The organism is Ruegeria sp. H3 (genome assembly GCF_056533095.1).
In genome coordinates this window covers 277,773-298,735 of the sequence record NZ_JBQFOD010000003.1, presented here as the reverse complement: position 1 = coordinate 298,735, position 20,963 = coordinate 277,773, and the positions used below count along the sequence as shown (strand labels likewise).

General features: G+C 57.9%; 19 protein-coding genes. 11 read left to right on the top strand and 8 right to left on the bottom strand.

The window, feature by feature from the left end; translation table 11 throughout:
• Positions 1-60: 60 nt before the first annotated feature.
• Positions 61-1,395, top strand: a complete 1,335-nt coding sequence (locus ACR0JE_RS05880; RefSeq protein ID WP_480863480.1) for an 8-oxoguanine deaminase — start codon at positions 61-63, stop codon at positions 1,393-1,395.
• Here the strand turns inward: ACR0JE_RS05880 and guaD are convergent.
• Positions 1,392-2,678, bottom strand: coding sequence for a guanine deaminase (gene guaD, locus ACR0JE_RS05875; RefSeq protein ID WP_480863479.1), 1,287 nt, complete (start codon positions 2,676-2,678; stop codon positions 1,392-1,394). The two genes, ACR0JE_RS05880 and guaD, sit on opposite strands and share 4 nt — an antisense overlap.
• A gap of 139 nt (positions 2,679-2,817) precedes the next feature.
• Here guaD and mgtE point away from each other — a divergent pair, with 139 nt between their 5' ends.
• Together mgtE and ACR0JE_RS05865 are read left to right on the top strand one after the other, a co-directional pair.
• Positions 2,818-4,212 carry a magnesium transporter gene (gene mgtE, locus ACR0JE_RS05870; protein WP_480863478.1) on the top strand — a complete coding sequence of 465 codons (1,395 nt, stop codon included), beginning with the start codon at positions 2,818-2,820 and terminating at the stop codon, positions 4,210-4,212.
• A complete protein-coding gene (locus ACR0JE_RS05865) occupies positions 4,209-4,772 on the top strand; it encodes a 5-formyltetrahydrofolate cyclo-ligase (protein WP_480547434.1) in 564 nt (187 codons plus the stop codon). The genes mgtE and ACR0JE_RS05865 overlap by 4 nt, the downstream gene beginning before the upstream one ends.
• Here the strand turns inward: ACR0JE_RS05865 and ACR0JE_RS05860 are convergent.
• On the bottom strand, positions 4,769-4,996 hold the full coding sequence (locus ACR0JE_RS05860) for a putative hemolysin (RefSeq protein ID WP_480547436.1): 228 nt from the start codon (positions 4,994-4,996) through the stop codon (positions 4,769-4,771). The two genes, ACR0JE_RS05865 and ACR0JE_RS05860, sit on opposite strands and share 4 nt — an antisense overlap.
• Before the next feature lie 88 nt (positions 4,997-5,084).
• Between ACR0JE_RS05860 and ACR0JE_RS05855 the strand changes: the two genes are divergently transcribed.
• From ACR0JE_RS05855 to ACR0JE_RS05845, 3 genes are all read left to right on the top strand, one after another.
• Entirely contained in the window at positions 5,085-5,897 is an 813-nt protein-coding gene (locus ACR0JE_RS05855; protein WP_480863477.1) for a TIGR00282 family metallophosphoesterase, read from the top strand.
• Between the two features lie 76 nt (positions 5,898-5,973).
• Positions 5,974-7,752, top strand: coding sequence for an SLC13 family permease (locus ACR0JE_RS05850; protein ID WP_480863476.1), 1,779 nt, complete (start codon positions 5,974-5,976; stop codon positions 7,750-7,752).
• A gap of 97 nt (positions 7,753-7,849) precedes the next feature.
• Positions 7,850-8,584 (top strand): YbaY family lipoprotein, encoded by a 735-nt coding sequence (locus ACR0JE_RS05845; RefSeq protein ID WP_480863475.1) that lies wholly within the window; start codon positions 7,850-7,852, stop codon positions 8,582-8,584.
• Between the two features lie 6 nt (positions 8,585-8,590).
• On the opposite strand, the gene ACR0JE_RS05840 is transcribed toward ACR0JE_RS05845, so the two are convergent.
• The 4 genes from ACR0JE_RS05840 to ACR0JE_RS05825 form a co-directional block, all read right to left on the bottom strand.
• Entirely contained in the window at positions 8,591-10,252 is a 1,662-nt protein-coding gene (locus ACR0JE_RS05840; protein ID WP_480863474.1) for an FAD-binding dehydrogenase, read from the bottom strand.
• 11 nt (positions 10,253-10,263) lie between these two features.
• Positions 10,264-11,121 carry a bile acid:sodium symporter family protein gene (locus tag ACR0JE_RS05835; RefSeq protein WP_480540434.1) on the bottom strand — a complete coding sequence of 286 codons (858 nt, stop codon included), beginning with the start codon at positions 11,119-11,121 and terminating at the stop codon, positions 10,264-10,266.
• Positions 11,122-11,194: 73 nt separating this feature from the next.
• Complete coding sequence (locus ACR0JE_RS05830; RefSeq protein WP_480863473.1) at positions 11,195-11,929, bottom strand: glutamine amidotransferase; 735 nt, start codon at positions 11,927-11,929, stop codon at positions 11,195-11,197.
• Positions 11,930-11,945: 16 nt separating this feature from the next.
• A complete protein-coding gene (locus ACR0JE_RS05825) occupies positions 11,946-13,718 on the bottom strand; it encodes an SLC13 family permease (RefSeq protein ID WP_480863472.1) in 1,773 nt (590 codons plus the stop codon).
• 111 nt (positions 13,719-13,829) lie between these two features.
• Between ACR0JE_RS05825 and ACR0JE_RS05820 the strand changes: the two genes are divergently transcribed.
• Positions 13,830-14,570, top strand: a complete 741-nt coding sequence (locus tag ACR0JE_RS05820) for a YebC/PmpR family DNA-binding transcriptional regulator (protein WP_353011456.1) — start codon at positions 13,830-13,832, stop codon at positions 14,568-14,570.
• Between the two features lie 149 nt (positions 14,571-14,719).
• Positions 14,720-16,021: an MFS transporter gene (locus ACR0JE_RS05815; RefSeq protein WP_480863471.1), complete on the top strand. Its 1,302-nt coding sequence runs from the start codon at positions 14,720-14,722 to the stop codon at positions 16,019-16,021.
• Here ACR0JE_RS05815 and ACR0JE_RS05810 read toward each other — a convergent pair.
• Positions 16,007-16,696 carry a nitroreductase family protein gene (locus ACR0JE_RS05810; RefSeq protein ID WP_480547451.1) on the bottom strand — a complete coding sequence of 230 codons (690 nt, stop codon included), beginning with the start codon at positions 16,694-16,696 and terminating at the stop codon, positions 16,007-16,009. The genes ACR0JE_RS05815 and ACR0JE_RS05810 overlap by 15 nt on opposite strands.
• 4 nt (positions 16,697-16,700) lie before the next feature.
• Entirely contained in the window at positions 16,701-17,618 is a 918-nt protein-coding gene (locus ACR0JE_RS05805; RefSeq protein ID WP_480547452.1) for a LysR family transcriptional regulator ArgP, read from the bottom strand.
• 86 nt (positions 17,619-17,704) lie between these two features.
• Here ACR0JE_RS05805 and ACR0JE_RS05800 point away from each other — a divergent pair, with 86 nt between their 5' ends.
• The 3 genes from ACR0JE_RS05800 (at position 17,705) to betC (ending at position 20,932) form a co-directional block, all read left to right on the top strand.
• The gene (locus ACR0JE_RS05800) at positions 17,705-18,304 is read left to right on the top strand and encodes a LysE/ArgO family amino acid transporter (RefSeq protein ID WP_480863470.1); all 600 of its coding nucleotides are present in this window, start codon (positions 17,705-17,707) and stop codon (positions 18,302-18,304) included.
• 40 nt (positions 18,305-18,344) lie between these two features.
• Positions 18,345-19,253 (top strand): DMT family transporter, encoded by a 909-nt coding sequence (locus ACR0JE_RS05795; protein ID WP_480540448.1) that lies wholly within the window; start codon positions 18,345-18,347, stop codon positions 19,251-19,253.
• A 170-nt stretch (positions 19,254-19,423) separates the two neighbouring features.
• Positions 19,424-20,932: a choline-sulfatase gene (gene betC / locus ACR0JE_RS05790; protein WP_480540450.1), complete on the top strand. Its 1,509-nt coding sequence runs from the start codon at positions 19,424-19,426 to the stop codon at positions 20,930-20,932.
• The last annotated feature ends 31 nt before the right edge of the window (positions 20,933-20,963 follow it).

Sequence of the window (20,963 nt, the reverse complement as noted above, 5' to 3'; positions counted from 1 at the left end):
GCCTGTTTTCCACCGGCCTCGCATTCCTTGCATGAGACAGGCAATTGCAGGAGTGCCGCTATGACTGAATTTCTTATCAAAAACGCAGATACCATCCTGACCATGGATGATGACCGTCGCGAGCTAAACGATGCAGATATCCTGATCCGCAACGGCCAGATCTCGCAACTTGGTCACGGGCTGACGACAACGGGCGAGGTGCATGATGCCAGGGGCTGCGTGGTCACGCCGGGTCTGGTGAACACGCATCATCACCTTTACCAGACCCTGACCCGCGCGGTTCCGGGCGGGCAGGACGCGTTGCTGTTTGGCTGGCTGCAAACGCTCTATCCCATCTGGGCGCGGTTCGGGCCGGAGCAGATGTTTACCTCAGCCCAGATCGGGCTGGCCGAGCTGGCACTATCCGGCTGCACCCTCAGTTCCGATCACCTGTACCTCTATCCCAATGGCGCACGGCTGGAGGATACGATTTCCGCCGCCTCGGACCTGGGCCTACGCTTTCATCCCACCCGCGGCGCGATGAGCATTGGCGAAAGTGACGGGGGCCTGCCGCCGGACAGTCTGGTTGAGGCTGAAAATGATATCCTGAACGACATGATCCGCGTTGTGGATGCGTTCCATGATCCGAGCGAGGGATCGATGTGCCGGGTTGGCCTCGCGCCCTGTTCGCCCTTTTCAGTCAGCCGGGACCTGATGCGCGATGCCGCTCTGCTGGCGCGCGATAAGGGCGTCATGCTGCACACCCATTTGGCCGAGAATGACGAAGATATCGCTTATTCCCAGGCGCAATTTGGCTGCCGTCCGGGCCAATATGCCGAGGATCTAGGCTGGACCGGCCCCGATGTCTGGCACGCGCATTGCGTCAAGCTGGACGGGGCCGAGATCGATCTGTTCTCGAAATCCGGAACCGGGGTAGCCCATTGCCCTTGTTCGAACTGCCGTCTCGGATCGGGTATCGCACCGGTGCGAACCATGCGCGATCAGGGCGTGAATGTTGGGCTCGGCGCGGATGGGTCGGCCAGCAATGACAACGGCAATCTGATGCTTGAGGCGCGGCAGGCGATGCTCTTGCAACGTGTCGCAAACGGGGCCGACGCCATGTCAGCTCGCGAAGCGCTGGAGATTGCAACCCGAGGCGGCGCGGATGTACTTGGACGGCCCGATTGCGGCCGGCTGATACCGGGCAAGCGGGCCGATATCGCCGTGTGGGAGACGTGCTGCATCGAAAGCGCGGGCAGTTGGGACCCCGCTGCTTTGCTGTTGGCCGGGCCTATGCAGGTCAAACACCTGTTCGTCGAGGGGCGTCAGATCGTAAGGGACGGTCATATTGCAACGATTGACTTGCCGTTGGCCATTGAGCGGCAGAACGCATTGGCGCGGGCGTTGCGGGATTAACCCGCGCGCTGCCCGTTGATCCAGACGTCGGCAATGGCGCGGTCGTCGCCCATCATGATGGTCGGGAAGACTGCTTCCCACAGATCATCCGCATGGGCCTCGCGCTGGGCGATGGCTGGGGTCGAGGCAAGGTCGATGACAACCAGATCGGCCTCCATCCCCGGGGCGACGTTGCCGATGCAGTCGTCCATCCGCAGTGTCCGGGCTGATCCGACTGTACCCAGCCACAGCAATTGCGCCGGATGCAGAGGGCGCCCGCGCAGTTGGCCGATCTCATAAGCGGCGGCCATCGTGCGCAGCATCGAAAAGCTGGACCCGCCGCCGGTATCGGTCGCCAACCCGACCCGGTGGCCGTCATGGATCAACCCATTCATGTCAAACAGGCCCGAGCCGATGAAGGTGTTCGAAGTCGGGCAATGCACCAGCGCTGCATCAACTTCACGCAACCTGTCGCGTTCACGGTCTTCCAGATGGATAACGTGACCGTAAAGACCATTTCGACCTAGAAGACCGAATTTCTCATAGGTGTCCAGATAGTCCCGCGCATTCGGGAACAGCGACCTAACCCATTCGATCTCATCCGTCTGCTCGCTCAGATGGGTTTGCATCAGGCAATGTGGATGTTCTGCCCAAAGCGCCCCCAAAGCCTCAAGCTGTTCAGGCGTGGATGTGGGCGAAAACCGAGGTGTGATCGCGTAAGACAGACGATCCTCGTGGTGCCATTTCTCCAGCAGCGCCGCGGACTGGTCATACGCTGTTTGCGCATTGTCCTGCAAACCCTCAGGCGCGTTGCGATCCATGCAGGTTTTGCCAGCTACAACCCGTTGCCCGCGTTGTTGCGCGACCGAGAAGAACGCATCGACGCTTTCGGGATGGATCGTGCAGAAGCTGCACATGGTGGTGGTGCCATGCGCCGTTGTCAGGTCGAGATAGCGGTTCGCGATCTCGGTCGCATAGTTGGTATCGCCGAACTTCATCTCTTCGGGGAAGGTATAGGTGTTCAGCCAGTCGATCAGCCGTTTGCCCCAGCTCGCGATCATGGCGGTTTGCGGGTAATGGACGTGAGGGTCCACAAAACCGGCCATGATCAGGTGGTTGCCATAGTCCCGAGTTTCGGCACCCGGATGAGCATCGGCCAGCGTGTCCAGTGAACCGACAGCTTGCACGCGCCCGTCTTCGATCACCAGCGCCTCGTCCAGACGGGTCGCGTCGGTAGGTACCCCGTCAAAGGGCGATCCGTCGAAACTCAGTATGCGCCCTTTCAAAAGCGTCTTTTGCACCATTCGCCCTGTTCCCTAGCTGTTTGAGGCCACGGATCAGCATATGCGGGCGAAAGATGCGGGTAAATCGGCGTATTGTCATTGTTTTCCGGTAGCTGCTTCTTCTAATTAGGGATCAATGACCGACTAAACGGGGGCAGATATGACGACAGGCTTTGATGAACCCGTAAGTGACTCGACCTCTGACGAGGATGCCTATGCGCTGGATCGCCGGACTGTCGCGACCATTCTCTATGCCGTGGACGTGGATGATCGGGCCAAGCTGATCGAGCTGATGGAGCCGCTGCACGCAGCCGACATCGCCGACCTTTTGGAACAGATCAACCCTTATGACCGTGCCCGGCTGATCCGTCTGTATGACAAGGAATTTGACGGCGACATTCTCTCAGAACTGGATGAATCGGTCCGAGAAGAAGTCATCAGTGTCCTGAATCCCGATGTTTTGGCCGAAGCCGTTCGGGACATGGAAAGTGACGATGTCGTTGACCTGCTGGAAGACCTTGAAGAGCCGCAGCAGGAAACCATTTTGGACGCGCTGGAGGATTCCGAGCGCGTCGCGGCAGAGCAGGCGCTTGCCTATCCGGAAAACTCGGCCGGTCGCCTTATGCAGCGCGAGGTGGTCATGGCGCCCGAACACTGGACAGTGGGCCAGGCCATCGATTTCATGCGCGCCAATGACGACTTGCCTGAACAGTTCTATCACGTCGTTCTGGTCGATCCGCGCCTGAAACCCGTGGCACAAGTTACCTTGGGCAAGCTGATGGCAACCCGGCGCGAAGTTCTCCTGCATGATCTGACGGAAGAGGAATTTCATGTCATTCCCGTTGATCAGGACGAAGAGGACGTGGCCTATGCGTTCAACCAGTATCACCTGATCTCGGCCCCGGTGGTCGATGCTGATGGCCGACTGGTCGGCGTCATCACCATTGACGACGCGATGGTGGTTCTTGACGAGGAGCACGAGGAAGACATTCTGCGTCTCGCCGGTGTCAGCGACGAAAGCTCGCTGTCGGACAGCGTTGCCGCAACAAGTCGTCGGCGTTTGCCCTGGCTCGCGGTGAACCTGTGTACGGCCATCTGCGCCTCGCTGGTGATTTCACAATTCGAGGCGGCGATCGATCAGTTGGTGGCGCTGGCGATCCTGATGCCGATTGTGGCCTCGATGGGGGGTAACGCCGGGACACAATCGCTGACGGTTGCGGTGCGGGCGCTGGCCACGCGCGACCTGACTGCCGCCAATGTCATGCGTGTGATCCGGCGAGAGCTGTTGGTCGGCATGCTGAACGGGCTGTGTTTTGCCATCGTGTTGGGGACGGTAGGAATGCTCTGGTTTGATTCTCCGCTGCTGGGCGTTGTGATTGGATCAGCCTTGGTCGTGAACATGATCATCGCGGGTTTCGCGGGTACGGTAGTACCTGTGGTGCTGGACCGACTGGGCGTTGACCCCGCTCTGGCTTCGGGGACATTTGTGACGACCACAACGGATGTCATGGGGTTCTTTATCTTCTTGGGACTGGCCAGCGTGGTGCTTTTGTGACCGATCTGACTGAAATCAAGGCTGCAGCGCGCAAAGCGGCCTTCGCCCGTCGCAAAGCCGCGTTTGATGCGCGCCTGCCCGGAGCCGCAGGACGTCTGTCCGAGGTTTTGGCAGGCTATCGGGGCGTGCCCTTGTCAGGCTACATGCCGATCCGCACCGAAATCGACCCGCTGCCCGCGATGGCTGAGGCTTCGGCCTATGGCGCGGTTGGCGTTCCGGTGATCCAAGCCGCCGGTCAGGCATTGAAATTCTCGCGCTGGACGCCTGAAGGGGGGCTGAAAGATGGGCCTTTTGGCGCAAAGGTGCCTGAGGTTGACGACTATTTCGACCCCGAGATCCTGATCGTTCCGCTGGTGGCTTTCGATGCACTGGGCGGACGGCTGGGATATGGTGGCGGCTTCTATGACCGCACGCTGGAAGGGTTGCGCGCCAAGCGCCCGACGCTGGCCATCGGCTTTGCCTTTGACGCGCAAGAGGCCGAGGGGTTGCCTCTGGAGCCTACAGATCAGCCGCTGGACATGGTCATTACCGAGAGCCGGGTGCTTAGTTTCAATACTTAACCCATATTCTCGGCTCGGAAGTACTCCCATGCATCCTGCCTTGAGCCATCTGGCATGGTACATGTCCCGGTTTGGCCATCCTCGCCATCGACGATCTGATACTGCCCACCTTTTTCGCTGCAGAAGGTCGCTGCCGGGTTGGCCAGCCCGGTCGTGGGCTCCGAAGGCTGATCGCAGGCGGCGAGGGGGGCAAGAAGGGTGGCGAAAATCAGGTGGCGGGTCATGAATGTCTCCGATCCAATGCAGTTTTACGCTTTATGGCCTTAGTTTAACCGCTTGTGCTTGGCATTGACCACACTTAGGACGGTGCGCATGAGGATACTTTTTCTGGGTGACGTCATGGGCCGCGCGGGACGCACGGCCATCCAGCAGCATCTGCCGCGTCTGCGCGATGAGTGGCGGCTGGATTTCGTTGTGGTCAATGGCGAGAACGCCTCGAACGGGATGGGCCTGACCGGCGATCACTCCAAGCTGTTGCTGGATGCAGGTGCAGATTGTGTGACGTTGGGCGATCATGCCTTCGACCAGAAAGATATGCTGCAGTTCATCGAGAAAGAGCCGCGCATCGTGCGCCCGGTGAACTTTGCCAAAGGCGCACCGGGGCGCGGGCATCGCTTGTTCAACGCGCCTGGAGGCCGAAAGGTGCTGGTGGTTCAGGTGCTGGGGCAGGTCTTCATGAAACGGCCCTTTGACGACCCGTTCTCGGCCATTGAACCGATCCTGAAATCCCACCCGCGCGGTGGGCAGGCGAATGCGATCATCGTCGATATGCATTGCGAGGCGACATCCGAGAAAATGGCGATGGGCCATTATTGCGACAAGCGTGCCAGTCTTGTGGTGGGGACACATACGCATGTGCCCACGGCAGACTCGCAGATCCTGCCCGGTGGCACGGCCTATCTGACGGATGCGGGGATGTGCGGCGACTATAACTCGGTCATTGGTATGGACAAGGTCGAGCCGCTGCGCCGGTTCATTACCGGTATGCCAAAAGCGCGATTCACCCCCGCGAATGGCGAGGCAACGTTGAGCGGTGTATTCGTCGAGACCAACGATCAGGACGGCAGTACAAAAACCGTGCGCATGGTACGCGTCGGTGGGCGGCTAGAGCAGGCGGGTCCGTAAAGGCTTGCCCTGCCTCGCGCAATGCGGGAAACTACCCGTCAGGCGCTTGGGCCAGGGTTCGGACAGAATACCACGAATGCACTTCCTTTCACTGACAGACACCGGCAGCGCAATTCTGGCGCTTTTGATTGTTGCGGGCATGTTCGTCATGTTCCTGCGAGAAGTTTACCCGACCGAGGTGGTCGCCATCGGTGGTGTTGCTTTGATGCTTGTGACGGGAATACTGCCCTATCAAAGCGCGCTGGCCGTCCTGTCAAATCCCGCCCCTTGGACCATTGCGGCGATGTTCATCATCATGGGGGCACTGGTGCGTACCGGGGCGCTGGATGCCTTTACCTCGACCGCGCAAAAACAGGCGCAAGTGAACCCGAAGATTGCCATCGCCCTGCTTATGGCATTTGTGGTTCTGGCCTCGGCGGTTGTTTCCAACACGCCCGTTGTTGTTGTGATGATCCCGGTCTTTGTTCAGATCGCGCGCACGCTGAATGTGCCAGCCTCAAAACTGCTGATCCCGCTCAGTTATGCGGCCATTCTGGGTGGAACGCTGACCCTGATCGGAACCTCGACCAACCTGCTGGTGGATGGTGTTGCCCGCGCGCAAGGTATGCAACCCTTCACGATTTTCGAGGTTACCCCGCTGGGCATTGCGCTCGTTATCTATGGCATGATCTACCTGCGCTTTGTTGCGCCCCGCCTGCTGCCGGAGCGCGACAGTATGGCATCGCTGCTTAGCGATCGCTCCAAGATGAAGTTCTTTACCGAGGCCGTCATCCCACCCGACAGCAACTTGATCGGGCGCGAAGTAACCGGCGTGCAGTTGTTCAAACGCCCCGGCGTACGACTGATCGACGTTGTGCGCGGCGATGACTCGCTGCGTCGCAATCTGCAAGGCGTGACGCTCGATGTGGGTGATCGGGTGGTTCTGCGCACCGAGATGACCGAACTTTTGAGCCTGCAACGCAACAAAGAGCTAAAGCGGGTTGATCAGGTGTCGGCGATTGAGACCAAAACGGTCGAGGTACTGATCACTCCGGGCTGTCGTATGGTTGGACGCACACTTGGGGCGCTCAGGCTGCGACGGCGCTATGGTGTTTATGTTCTGGCGGTTCATCGTCGGAACCAGAATATCGGCCGACAGTTGGATGATCTGGTCGTTCGCGTGGGCGATACTTTGTTGTTGGAAGGCTCACCTGCCGACATTCAGAAACTGGCCGCCGATATGGATATGGTCGACGTCACCCAACCTTCGGCCCGTGCCTTTCGTCGCAGCCATGCACCGATTGCTATTGGTGCACTGGTTGGCATCGTCGCGCTGGCTGCGCTGGGTGTCGCGCCAATCCTATTACTGTCGATTTTGGCGGTCGCAGTCGTCCTGGTCACGCGTTGCATCGATGCGGATGAGGCGTTTTCCTTTGTTGAGGGCCGTCTGCTAGCCCTCATTTTTGCAATGCTTGCCATCGGGGCCGCTCTCGATGCTTCGGGTGCAGTGTCGCTGATTGTCGAAGCGATCGCGCCTTCGCTTGGGCTATTGCCACCTTTCTTGATCATATGGGCGGTATATCTACTGACCTCGGTCTTAACTGAACTGGTATCGAACAATGCGGTTGCAGTTGTGGTTACACCTATCGCCATCGGGTTGGCGCAAGCTGTCGGGATGGATCCACGCCCCTTGGTTGTCGCTGTCATGGTTGCGGCTTCGGCGTCTTTTGCGACGCCCATTGGATATCAGACCAACATGATGGTCTATGGTCCCGGCGGGTACAGGTTTACTGATTTCATGAAGGTGGGCATACCGCTCAACCTTACGGTTGGGCTGCTGGCATCGCTGCTGATCCCATTGATCTGGCCTCTGTAAAATCGGCGCAAGCTTGCCGTCCGCCCGCAGTGGCCCTTGTAATATCACGCGAACATACAGAGCTTTGTGTATGTGATTGTGCAGAAGGAATTGGATCATGTCTGCGAGAGCAACCGCAATTTGCGCTGCAACGGCTTTGCTGACGGGAATGGGCCAGGTGGGTATCGCCGGAACCGTCGAAGGGTCAGCCACCTATCGTGAACGGATCGCTGTGCCGCCAGATGCCACTTTGTTTGTCGAACTTCAGGATGTCTCTCTGGCGGACGCACCTGCTGTGACCTTAGCCGCGCAGCGCTATGCCCTGAGCGGTGTTCCTGCACAATTTGAGCTGACCTATGACGACGCACTGCTCCGGGACGGACACCGCTATAGCGTTCGTGCGTCGATTTCGCAGGGTCAAAGGCTGTTGTTCACTACAGATACCAGTTACCCGGTTCTGACAAACGGTGCCGATGATGCGGTCGATCTGATCTTGGTTCAGGTGCAGAGTGAACCATCACTGGACAACACAGAATGGATTGCCGCAACGCTGAACGGCGCTCCGATAGAAACTGAGCGAACGCCAGAGCTGATCTTTGCGCAAAACGGCGCCTTCTCCGGGACTGGTGGGTGCAATCGGTTCACTGGTCAGGCCGAGATATCCAGCAACCAAATCGACTTTCCGGACAATATGGCCGCAACCCTAATGGCGTGCCCACCCCCGTTGGATGAGGTCGAACGTGAGTTTCTCAAAGCGCTGCAAACCATCACGAGTTTTGTGCGGCAAGGGGACGCATTGGCGCTGTTGGATGGGGCGGGTGAGCCGGTCATCAAACTGGTACGCAAACAGTAAGCTTAGTTAAGCCACCGCACGTGACCGACCTGCATTGCGGCCCGAGAAGATACAGCCACCAAGGAACGTGCCCTCAAGCGCGTTGTAGCCATGATAGCCTCCGCCGCCAAAGCCCGCGACCTCTCCGGCGGCGAACAGGCCGGGCACCATTTGCCCGTCAGCACCGATCATCTGGCTGTCCAGATTGGTCTGCAGCCCGCCCAGGGTCTTGCGGGTCAGCACATGCAGTTTGACCGCAATCAGCGGGCCATTGGATGGATCAAGGAACTTGTGCGGCTTGGCGGTGCGGATCAGTTTGTCCCCGCGATAGTTGCGCGCTGCCAGGATCGCCATCATCTGCGCATCTTTCGAGAACGGATTGTCGACCTGAGAATCCCGCGCCTCAATCTGTGCCCGCAGATGTGCCTCGTCAATCAGACCGCCGCCCAACTGGTTCATGCCACTGACCAGTTCGGTCAAGGTATTGGCAACGACAAAATCCTCACCCTTTTCCTTGAAGGCCTCGACCGGTGCGGTGGCTTTCGAGCCCGATAAAATGCGCTGCCGGATGACCTCTTTCCAACTGCCCGAGGTGAAATCGGGGTTTTGTTCTGATCCGGACAAAGCGAATTCTTTTTTGATCACCTTCTGCGTCAGTACAAACCAGCTGTAATCGTATCCGGTTTTTAGGATCTCGCGCAGGGTCCCCAACGTGTCAAAGCCCGGCAGGCAAGGAGGTTCCATCCGGTTGCCAGTCGCGTCGAACCACATCGAGCTTGGTCCGGGTAGAATACGAATGCCATGGGCGGGCCAGATCGGATCCCAGTTTTTGACGCCTTCGGTATAGTGCCACATGCGATCGCCGTTGATCACATGCCCCCCTGCCTTTTCGCTGATCGCGATCATGCGGCCGTCGACGTGAAACGGAACGCCAGCGACCATGTCTTTGGGTGGCTTACCCAGACGATCTTGCGGCCAGTTCTTCCGGACCATTTCGAAATTGCCACCGATCCCGCCAGAGGTGACGATCACCGACGGTGCGTAGAACTCGAACTCTCCAACCTCTTCCCGGTTGGTCTTGCCGCCGCGCTGGGCGGTGTCGTCGGCCAGAACCTCACCCGACACGCCTTTGGCGGTACCGTTTTGCATGATAATGTGGCTGACCTGATGGCGGAACTTCAACTCGATCAAACCGGCGCTGACATGATCTTTGACGCGGCGAATGAAATGTTCCAGAACGCCGGGCCCTGTGCCCCAGGTGATATGAAACCGTGGGACCGAGTTGCCATGCCCATTGGCGAAAGACCCGCCGCGTTCGGCCCAGCCCACCACTGGGAACCAGCGCAGACCCATCTCATGCAGCCATGGCCGCATTTCTCCAGCCGCAAACTCTACATAGGCTTCGGCCCATTTGCGCGGCCAGGTATCTTCGTCACGGTCGAACTGAGCGCTGCCCATCCAGTCACGTAGGGCCAATTCATGACTGTCCTTGATCCCCATCCGGCGTTGTTCCGGCGTGTCGACCATGAACAGGCCACCCAGGCTCCAGAACGCCTGGCCACCCAGAAAGCTTTCGGGTTCCTGATCAACCATGATCACTTTCTTGCCTCGGTCGCCCAGTTCGGCTGCTGCAGCCAACCCAGCCAAACCGCTACCAACGACAATAGCATCTGCGGTGGTATTGGTCATGAGCGGTCCTTTCAGCGTTTGCGGAACCAAATGAGAAATGGCAGCACGACCGCATACATCGTGATCCCGTAGACGGCAGATGGCAGGGCCAACGGGCTGAACCCGCTGTCGGTACTGGTGATCAGGGCCGCCAGCGTGATACCCAGCGTCGAGTTCTGGATGCCCGTATCAATCGAGATGCTTTTACACTCGGCCCATGACAGGTTTGCGGCACGCGCGATCCCCAGCCCGATCAACAAAAGCGCGATATTCAAGGAAATCAAGCCCGTGCCCATAATGCCAAGGTTATCGACAAAAGTTTGCCAGTTTCCAGCCAGTGCTGCCACGACGATCAGAACGAAAAGAATGGAGGCAAGCGCGGACAAGCCACCTTCAACGCGGTTTGCAAACCCTGTGGCAAACTTACGAATACTGACGCCGATCGCGACTGGAAGGGTTGTGATCAGGAACATGGCAATGGCCAAACCGGTGATCGAAACCTCGGGCGCGTTTTCTCCCATAAAATGCGTGATAGACCACGCCGCCAGAACCGGAACTGTCAGGATCGACAGAATGCTGATTACCGCGGTCAGGCTGACCGATAAAGCCACATCGCCCTTGGCAAGTTTGGTCAGGATGTTGCTGGTTACACCGCCGGGGCAGAAGCTGAGCAACATAAAACCAACCGCGATCTCAGGGGGAAAGCCAAACAAGGTAACAGTTGCAAACGCGGCGATGGGCAGCAGCACCACCTGACACACCGCACCGATGGCAAAGGGGATTTTGCGGCTTAGCACACGTCGGAAATCTGCAATCTCAAGCCCAATACCCAGCGACAGCATGATAATGGCCAGCGAGATCGGCAGGCCGACATTAATAAGCAAATCCAAGAACAACTCCTCCCCAGGGTGTTTGGGATCAGCCTACGCGAGCTTGAAAGCCGCAGGCAATACCGCCGTTAGGTCACTTGTAGCGCTGGACAAACCGGCGCAGGATTTCACCGGGCTGGGTGACATCTGCGGCGTTGCAGATATCGATCAGGATTTGCGCGTCTTCAGGTGGGAAATAGCCGTGGTGCTTGTAGATATTGATGCGCTGCTCAAAGTCCTTTGCGTCCGCCTCCGGGTGAAATTGCGTGGCATAGACGTTCTGGCCCCAGCGGATCATCTGAAACGGGCAGGGGTCAGACGCGACAAGATGTACGCAGCCGTCAGGCAAGGCTTGCACGGCTTCCTTGTGGCCGGCAAAGGCGTCGAATTCCCGGGTCAGCCCGGCTGTCAAAGCGTCTGTTGCGCCGTCGTCGGTTAGTCGGCAGGATGATGGGCCCACCGGCTCGCCGAACCGGGCTTTGCTGACATCCCCGCCCAGATGAGCCACCAGAACACCCAAGCCATAGCAGCAACCCATGAAGGGATGATCCTGCGCCGTAATCTGCGGCATAAGCCCCATGACCGCACCTTCGATCTTTGCGTCAAGCGCGGATTTCGTGTTGGGATCGTCACTGACGCAACCCGGGCCACCACCGACGATGACGCCCGCATAGTCGGTGACATCCAGCCCCGCGGGCAGGTCTTCGCAATCCAGCCGAATGCGGTGGGTCTGCTCTGGCGTGAGGCCGGTCTTGTCCAATATCGAGGCATATTCGGCGTCCGAGGCATCTGTCTCGGGGCGGAGTTGCAGGATCAGAAAGCGTTTCATAGGCGGCCTTTACCTGTCACAGCGGCCAGAAGACAAGGATCGAGGGGATCGAGACCGCGATGATTAGGATCTCTAGCGGCAATCCCATGCGCCAGTAGTCGCCGAACCTGTAGCCACCGGGACCCAGAACCAGTGTATTGTTTTTGTGTCCGATGGGGGTGAGGAATGCAGCCGACGCCGCCACCGCAACCGTCATCAGGAATGGATCGGGTGAAACTTCCAAAGTACGGGCCATCTGGATACCAACAGGGGCGGCGACAATGGCCGTGGCAGTGTTGTTCAGCACATCCGACAGGGTCATGGTCACGACCATCAGCACTGTCAGAATAGCCCAGGCGGGCAAGCCATTGGTCAGTTGTATCAAGGCGTTCGCGATGAGTTCAGTCCCGCCGGAGGTCTCCAACGCACTGCCTAAAGGGATCATTGACCCTAACAGTACGACGACGGGCCATTCGATGTGATTGTAGATGTCGCTGATCGGCATGATCTTGGTCAACACATAGGCAATGACCACAAGCCCCAACGCAATAGGCAGATAGATCAGGCCGACGCTAGCCGCCAGAACGGCCGCCGCAAACAGGCCAATGGCGAGCCAGGCTTTTTCATTTGCGGTTACGTTCAACCCGCGCTGTGCCAGTGGCAAACAGCCCAGCCATTCGGTCACATCCGCACCTCTGTCGCGGGGGCAGAGCAGCAGAAGGATATCACCTGCTTCCACCTCGGTCTTGCGGACCTGTTCGGTAATCTGGCGACCCTGACGGGAAATACCCATCAAAACGGTGCTCTGTCGCCATGCTAGCCCCAATCCCTGAGCGGTGCGACCTGCAATGCGCGCGCTTTCGGTGGCGACGACCTCGATCACTTCAAGCCCTTCGCCCTCGGCGGTCAGCACCTCTTGCCTCCGGGTGTCCGAGAAATTGAGTTTCAAGGCTGCGCGAAATTCGTCCAGCGCTTCGGGGCGGGCCTCCAGCACCAGCGCGTCGCCTTCTTTCAGTGTCGCGTGGGAGGATCGGCCATAGCGCCGCTTGCCATCTCGGATCAGCCCAATGATGGCGACATCGGATTTCTCGGCATCTTCATAAAGTTCGCTGACACGCTTGCCGATATGAGGGGAGTCAGGAGGCAAGGTCAGTTCCGCGATGTATTCTGCTAAGGAATCCGAGGCTTCCTGTTGCTGGCCTCGGTTCGGGATTAACCGCCAGCCAATGAGGGACACAAACGCGAGGCCAGCAATCGCGGCTATGCCGCCGACTGGGGCAAAATCGAACATCCTGAAGGGCTCGCCCAGCGTTTCGGCGCGGATTGAGGCGATGATGATGTTCGGCGGCGTGCCAATCAACGTAGCCATGCCACCCAGGATGGTCGCAAAGCTGAGCGGCATCAGGGTCAGGCCCACCGACCGGCCCGCCTTGCGCGCAGTCTGGATATCAACGGGCATCAGCAAGGCCAGCGCCGCGACATTGTTCATGAAGGCCGACAAAACTGCGCCGATCCCGCCCATCAGCGCGATATGCGCTCCCATCCCGCGTGAGGCGTCGACCAAAGTACGTGTGATCAGGAACACGGCCCCTGATCGGACCAATCCTGCAGAGACGACTAGAACCAGCGCCACGATGATCGTTGCGGGATGACCAAACCCTGCGAAGACATTGTCTACTGGCACCACGCCGAGCACGACGCCGATCATCAAGGCGGCAAAGGCCACGAGGTCATAGCGAAAGCGGCCCCATAGCAGCATTGCAAAAACAGCGGCAAAAAGCGCGAAAAGAATGATTTGTTCTGTCGTCATGCCGCCACCATACCTGCACGGGGGCGTCTCGCAAGCCGATCCCTTGATCCTGCCCCCCGCAACCGTCTATATGAGCGCCGAATACGCAATTATGAATGACGAGGACGCACCATGGCAGGCCATTCCAAATGGGCCAATATCCAGCACCGCAAGGGACGTCAGGACGCCGCGCGGTCCAAACTGTTTTCCAAACTGTCGAAAGAGATCACCGTGGCCGCCAAGATGGGCGACCCCGATCCCGACAAAAACCCGCGCCTGCGTCTGGCGGTGAAAGAGGCCAAGTCGAACTCGGTTCCCAAGGACGTGATCGACCGCGCGATCAAGAAATCGGTTGCGGGTGAAGGCGACGAATACGAAGAAATCCGGTACGAGGGCTATGGACCCAACGGAGTGGCCGTGATCGTTGAGACCATGACCGACAACCGCAACCGGACGGCTTCGACCGTTCGTTCCACGTTCTCGAAGAACGGCGGTAATCTGGGTGAGACCGGTTCGGTTGGGTTCATGTTCGACCGCAAAGGGGAGGTCGTTTATCCGGCAGATGCGGGCGATGCAGACACGATTTTCGAAGCCGCGATTGAAGCAGGTGCCGAGGATGTTGAAAGCTCGGAAGACGGTCACATCATCTGGTGTGCGGATACAGATCTGAACGATGTCTCAAACGCTCTGGAAGGGGCGCTGGGCGAGTCGGAATCGACCAAGCTGATCTGGAAGCCCACCACCACAACCGAGCTAGGCCTGGAGGATATGCAAAAGCTGATGAAACTGGTTGATGCGCTTGAAGACGACGACGACGTTCAGCGCGTTACAACCAACTTCGAAGCCACTGACGAGGTCATGGCGCAGCTGTAACGTTAGCGCGTGTTTTTTTTAGAGCCCGGTCATATTGGCCGGGCTTTATTGATGCCAAAGAGGTGCTTGGCCGTAACTCTGTAGCAGAATAGGCTAAACTGAGTTAGCCAGCCTAGGTGCTGGTTCGGTCGCAATTGATGGCAGAATGAATGACACAAGACGCAAGTGAGTTGGCAAAGCGCAATGTCCCGGTTTTGACTGGGCAGAGCATACTGTCTCAGGTCGCGTGGACCTTAGGCAGCCCATCCGTTGTGTTGCCCTTTCTAGCTGTGTCTTTCGAGTTGCCGATGTTTGTAGCGGGTGCGCTGGTCTCGATCCGTATGGTCGGCAGCATGATCGCAGATTTCTTTCTGGCTCAACCCATTGCGGCCCAACCCAGAAAGAAGCGTGGCATCGCAATGACTGAATTTGTGATCGGAATTTGCCTGCTGATCGCGATGGCCGTTGCCGCGTCAGGCGTCGTGCCCCTGATCGCTATGGCCTTTGTTATGGTCTTCTTTGTGATTGGTCTGGTCGATGAGATGCAGAACCTGATGTATACCGACCTGCTTGGGGATCATGTCCAATCCAAATCACGTATTTCTATGCGGTATTTGCAGTTTGGGGCCGGAGGTCTGGCGGCGATAGGTTTGGCCCTGCTGATCCATGAGATCACAAAGGACAATCCTCCGTTTTCGCGACACTCTGCTGTGATAGCGGTTTCATTCACGTTCTTCGTGCTGTCGGGGATCTGCATCATGGCGCTGGCTGAGATCGGTAAAACCACAGGCGCATCGACCGACGGGAAACCTGCAGTCAAATTGTCATTCAAAGCAAATGTAAAAGCCATTGTTGAGATGTTCGATCACGCATGGTTCAGGCGCTACATGACAATGCGCATGCCTTTGGTTGTTGTATCCTTATCGGTTCCATTCTTCGCCCTGATCGCGGCCGAGGCGCATCATGCGTCGGCCAAAGGGTTGACCGCGATGATCATCTCGTCAGCTTCTGGGTATCTGGTGGCGGCGCCGCTTTGGCAAGTTGTCAATATGAAGTCGCATCGCGCCGTGATGGTTACGGGCACTCTGATGGTCGCGGCGACTGGAGTGGTGTTGTTGACGTTTCACTATCTCAAGCTGGATCATGATGTGCATCTGCATGCCGTTGCCCTGTTCATCGTAACGGTTGCCTCCACAGGTATCAGCAGCGCGCGCAAACTGTATTTTCTGGATGTCGCGCCAAAGGATCAACGCGTTCAGGCTTCGGCTGCGGTCAAGAGCATTGCCCGAATTGCAGCGGTTGTCTTGTCCGCTGGACTGGCCGCGATTGCACATATGCATGAGGTCGCCTTGGCCGTTGCATTTATCGTGGGGTGCAGTTTGATCTCGGCCTTAACATGCTACAGGATCGCTTTGCCGAAGGCTCAGGCGAAGGTCAATGAAACCAGCGGAAAAGCGTCAGAAGAAGGATGAGATTTCGTCTAAAGGCTTCTTCAGCTTGGCCACCGATGGAACCGTTGCAGTCTCTGAAGGGTGTCCAACCGCGATGATCATCGTGGGTTTTTCCGAGGCTGGCCGTTTCAGGGCCCCGTTAAGAAACTTCATCGGATTGGGGGTGTGGGTCAGCGTCGACAAACCGGCGTGATGCAGCGCCGCCAGCAGGAACCCGGTGGCGATATTCACGCTTTCGGGGACATAGTAGTTCTTGTAGCGCGTGCCGTCCTCAAACTCGCCCCAGCGCTGGGCGAACACAACGATCAGCCAGGGGGCGATGGTCAGGTGCTCTTTCACCGCGTTGGTGCCAATTGGTTCCAGTGCCTTGATCCATTCATCGCCTGCGCCACCGGCATAGAACCGGCGTTCCTCTTCCTCGGCTTCTTCGCGGATCTGCTGTTTCAGTGCGGCATCTGAGATGGCCGCAAAGTGCCAGGGCTGATGATTGGCGCCCGAGGGGGCCGTTCCAGCCGTGCGCAGGCATGTTTCGATCACCGCTTTCTCGACCGGGCGGGCCGAGAAATCGCGCACCGTATGGCGCTGCCGCATCTTGTCGTGAAAGGCCAGTGCGGCCTGCTGCATCTGATCGTCGCTGATCTCGCACCGGTCGGGCAGGGGGATCGGATCATAGCTGAGGGCGTCGCGTGAAAACATAAAGTTACTCCGAAGGTTTGCCTCTTATCCGTTTGCGAGCGCCCGGGATCAAGGCTTTGGCTGCAGCCGCTTTGACCGCCTTGGTTAGCGGGGCCAGAGCTGGGGACAGGACGCGACCGACTTGCCAGGTCAACGCAACATCCAGATGTGCGTCTGGAATGAGTGGCTGCAACTTCCCTTCGGTTATGGGCTTGCGCACTAACGGTTCGGGGTTCATCCCCCAGCCGACGCCTGCAATCGCGGCATCAACGAAGCCGTGAGAGGATGGCAAAAAATGGGTTGGTGGCGTAATGCGACCACCCGCCTGAGCCTCAAACCATGCCTTTTGCAGGCCATCTTTGCGGTTGAAAACAAGGCAGGGGGCGGCGCTGAGGGTGGATGTGTTTACACCTTTCGAAAACCAACGCTGCATGAAATCCGGGCTGGCCGTTGGCAAATATCTTAGCGCTCCAAGCTCGGTGGCATCACAACCCGTCACCGGCTGGCCGTCCACGGTGATCGCTGCGCTGACTTCGCCCCGGCGTAGCCATTTGGCCGAATGGTCCTGATCATCGATGACCAAATCAAACAGCAGACCAGGCGTATTGGCCATGACGTCAATAAACAGGGTCGCCAGTATATCCGCCGGAATGGCCACGCGCACGCGGGCGGTTTCAGTGGTTTGATCAAGCGATAGCTCACGCGAGAGCTGCGCTTCGAGCAAACCGATATCTTCTGCATATTGCGCGATCCGCAAACCGGCTGGCGTTCCGGTACAGGGGCTTCCGCGATTGATCAGGGTCGCGCCGACGCGATCCTCCAGTGCCTTGATCCTCTGAGAGATTGCGGAAGGGGTAACAGCCAAAGCACTCGCGGCAGCATCAAAGCTGCCATGGCGCAAAATCGCGGACAGCGCTGACAGGTGATGAGGGTCGAGTAACATTAGTCAAACTTAACTCAGTTTACTATCATTAATTTGATAGATCACGTGGATGACGTTAGTCAACGCCTCGAGCAGTAGGAGGCATCATGTTCACAACCTTCATCGCCGGTTTTGCGCTTAGTTTCAGCCTGATCCTTGCGATCGGGGCCCAAAACGCCTTTATCCTACGACAAGGGTTGCGCCGCGAACATGTCTTTGTGCTGTGTCTGACCTGTGGGCTGTCTGACGCGATCCTGATTGCCGCCGGGGTTGCGGGATTTGGAACATTGGCGCAGGCCTTGCCGTGGTTTGAAACTGTGATGCGGTATGGTGGTGCCGCTTTCCTGATCTGGTACGCTGTTCGCAGCTTCTTATCAGCTTGGAAGGGTGGTGCGGCTCTCAAGGCCGGGAATGGCCAGGCAACCAGCCTGCGAACGGCCATGCTGACCGTTATGGCGTTCACTTGGTTGAACCCGCATGTTTATTTGGACACGGTTGTCCTGATCGGCTCAATCTCGGCGCAGTATGATGATCGGTTGAGCTTTGCAATTGGTGCGATGCTGGCGAGTTTCGTATTCTTCTTTACCCTTGGCTACGGGGCCAGGATCTTGTCGCCGTTCTTTGCGCGACCAAAGGCCTGGCAGGTGCTGGATGTGATCATTGGCATCGTCATGCTGGGTATTGCTTTGAAACTTGTTATCATGTGAAGGGTTGCCCGTGCCGACGTTTCGGTGTTCAACCTAGCGCATGAGTTCCCAAGCTGTTTCCTCGCGCCCGATCGCAGGCATGTTCTGGATGTTTGCCGCCGGGTTGAGCTTTGTTGTCATGACGGCTTTGGTCAAGTCTTTGGGCTCGACGATGGACCCGATACAGGCAGCATTTCTGCGCTATGTTCTGGGTCTTGTATTTCTGCTACCTGCGTTGCGACTAATTCTAACGACCCATCTCAGCAAACGTGATCTTGCATTGTTTGGGCTGCGTGGCGTGATCCATGGCGGAGCGGTCATGCTTTGGTTCTACGCGATGACGCAGATCCCGTTGGCCGAGGTGACGGCGATGAACTACATGACCCCGGTTTATGTCACGCTGGGTGCGGCGCTGTTTCTGGGTGAGAAGCTGGCCTTTCGCCGGATCGCAGCCATTCTGGTTGCCCTTATCGGGGTTCTGATCATCTTGCGACCGGGATTCCGAGAGGTCTCGCCCGGCCATGTTGCCATGCTTGGCACCGCGCTTACCCTCGGTGGGTCTTATCTGCTCGCCAAGTTGCTGGTGCGCGATATCCCACCTTCGGTTGTTGTGGCACATCTATCGATCTGGGTCACAATTGTATTGATCCCGTTCGCCATCGCAGTCTGGAACCCACCCAGCCTGCGCGATATCGGTGTCCTTTTTCTGGTGGCCAGCTTCGCCACGGCAGGGCACTATTTCATGACGCTGGCTTTGCAGGCCGCACCAGTAGCGGTTACGCAGCCGGTCACATTCCTGCAACTGATATGGGCTACCGTGTTGGGTGCTTTGGTTTTCAACGAGCCCATTGATATCTGGGTGGTTGCTGGCGGCACATTGATCTTGGCGGCGGTCAGCTTCATTTCCTGGCGTGAGGCCGTGCTGAACCGACGGGAACTGACACCACCCACCATCGCAACAAAGTTGTGATTTTATATCACGGAATGTTTGTTGATTGACGAGTCAACGTCTGCGCCCTAGCGTTTGCAGGCTGCGCCAGAGCGGGGTGGGGGTCTTTCCCGTGCGATGAGATCATCGGCTATCGTGCGAGGTCCTGAAACCCAGTTCTTTGGCCGTCACTTTCTGATTGGGGCCCGACAATGACCAAGCCGAATATTCTGATCCTGATGGTGGATCAGCTGAATGGAACGCTCTTTCCCGATGGCCCAGCTGATTGGCTGCATGCGCCCAATCTGAAGAAACTGGCAGCGCGCTCGACCCGCTTCGCCAATGCCTATACCGCCTCGCCCCTATGCGCGCCGGGCCGGGCAAGTTTCATGTCTGGGCAATTGCCCTCGCGCACTGGGGTTTACGACAACGCGGCCGAGTTCCGCAGCGACATCCCGACCTATGCGCATCATCTGCGCCGTGCGGGGTACTACACCTGTCTGTCCGGCAAAATGCATTTTGTCGGGCCGGATCAATTGCACGGGTTCGAAGACCGGCTGACAACCGATATTTACCCCGCCGATTTCGGCTGGACCCCGGACTATCGCAAGCCCGGAGAGCGGATTGACTGGTGGTATCACAATATGGGTTCGGTCACCGGCGCCGGGGTCGCCGAGATTTCCAACCAGATGGAATATGATGACGAAGTCGCATACCATGCGAAAGCCAAAATCTACGATTTGGCCCGGGGGCAGGATGACCGCCCGTGGTGCCTGACCGTCAGCTTTACGCATCCTCACGACCCTTACGTTGCGCGCCGCAAGTACTGGGACCTGTATGAGGATTGCGAGCATCTGCTGCCTGATGTCGCGGACTTTGGCTATGACAATCAGGATCCGCATTCCAAGCGGATTTTCGATGCCAATGACTGGCGCAGCTTTGATATCTCCGAAGACGACATTCGCAAATCCCGCCGAGCCTATTTCGCGAATATCTCGTATCTGGACGAAAAGATTGGTGAGATCCTGGAAGTGCTTGAAACCACCCGACAGGAGGCGATCATCCTGTTTGTCTCGGATCACGGCGACATGTTGGGCGAGCGGGGATTGTGGTTCAAAATGACCTTCTTTGAAGGCTCGGCCCGCGTTCCGCTAATGATCTCGGCCCCTGATCTGCCACCGGGTCGGATCGACACGCCGGTTTCAACCATCGATGTAACGCCCACGTTGGGCGCGTTGTCCGGCGTCGATATGGCTGAGATTGCCCCATGGACGGATGGTGAAGACCTATGCCCATTGGCAAAAGGGGCTGAACGGACGGTGCCCGTGGCGATGGAATATGCGGCTGAAGCGTCCTATGCACCGCTCGTTTCCCTGCGATATGGAAAATGGAAGTACAACCGCTGTGCCCTTGATCCGGATCAGCTGTTTGACCTTGAAAAGGACCCGCATGAACTGACCAATCTGGCCGACAATCCAGACCATGCGGGCACGCTGGAAAGCCTGCGCGCGAAGTCGCAAGCGCGATGGGATCTGGATCAGTTCGACGCGGATGTGCGGGCCAGTCAGGCGCGCCGCTGGGTGGTTTATGAGGCGTTACGGCAGGGCGGCTACTACCCTTGGGACTATCAGCCACTGCAAAAAGCGTCGGAACGCTATATGCGAAATCACATGGATCTGAATGATGTCGAAGAAAAACAACGTTTCCCACGCGGCGAATAGTCGTGCGCTTGGGTTTGGTGAGATGGATCCC

Coding starts and splice junctions, on each gene's coding strand:
- ACR0JE_RS05880 (WP_480863480.1), top strand. CDS start 61: ATGACTGAATTTCTTATCAAAAACGCAGATACCATCCTGACCATGGAT.
- guaD (WP_480863479.1), bottom strand. CDS start 2,678: ATGGTGCAAAAGACGCTTTTGAAAGGGCGCATACTGAGTTTCGACGGA.
- mgtE (WP_480863478.1), top strand. CDS start 2,818: ATGACGACAGGCTTTGATGAACCCGTAAGTGACTCGACCTCTGACGAG.
- ACR0JE_RS05860 (WP_480547436.1), bottom strand. CDS start 4,996: ATGACCCGCCACCTGATTTTCGCCACCCTTCTTGCCCCCCTCGCCGCC.
- ACR0JE_RS05855 (WP_480863477.1), top strand. CDS start 5,085: ATGAGGATACTTTTTCTGGGTGACGTCATGGGCCGCGCGGGACGCACG.
- ACR0JE_RS05850 (WP_480863476.1), top strand. CDS start 5,974: ATGCACTTCCTTTCACTGACAGACACCGGCAGCGCAATTCTGGCGCTT.
- ACR0JE_RS05845 (WP_480863475.1), top strand. CDS start 7,850: ATGTCTGCGAGAGCAACCGCAATTTGCGCTGCAACGGCTTTGCTGACG.
- ACR0JE_RS05840 (WP_480863474.1), bottom strand. CDS start 10,252: ATGACCAATACCACCGCAGATGCTATTGTCGTTGGTAGCGGTTTGGCT.
- ACR0JE_RS05830 (WP_480863473.1), bottom strand. CDS start 11,929: ATGAAACGCTTTCTGATCCTGCAACTCCGCCCCGAGACAGATGCCTCG.
- ACR0JE_RS05825 (WP_480863472.1), bottom strand. CDS start 13,718: ATGACGACAGAACAAATCATTCTTTTCGCGCTTTTTGCCGCTGTTTTT.
- ACR0JE_RS05820 (WP_353011456.1), top strand. CDS start 13,830: ATGGCAGGCCATTCCAAATGGGCCAATATCCAGCACCGCAAGGGACGT.
- ACR0JE_RS05815 (WP_480863471.1), top strand. CDS start 14,720: ATGACACAAGACGCAAGTGAGTTGGCAAAGCGCAATGTCCCGGTTTTG.
- ACR0JE_RS05810 (WP_480547451.1), bottom strand. CDS start 16,696: ATGTTTTCACGCGACGCCCTCAGCTATGATCCGATCCCCCTGCCCGAC.
- ACR0JE_RS05805 (WP_480547452.1), bottom strand. CDS start 17,618: ATGTTACTCGACCCTCATCACCTGTCAGCGCTGTCCGCGATTTTGCGC.
- ACR0JE_RS05800 (WP_480863470.1), top strand. CDS start 17,705: ATGTTCACAACCTTCATCGCCGGTTTTGCGCTTAGTTTCAGCCTGATC.
- ACR0JE_RS05795 (WP_480540448.1), top strand. CDS start 18,345: ATGAGTTCCCAAGCTGTTTCCTCGCGCCCGATCGCAGGCATGTTCTGG.
- betC (WP_480540450.1), top strand. CDS start 19,424: ATGACCAAGCCGAATATTCTGATCCTGATGGTGGATCAGCTGAATGGA.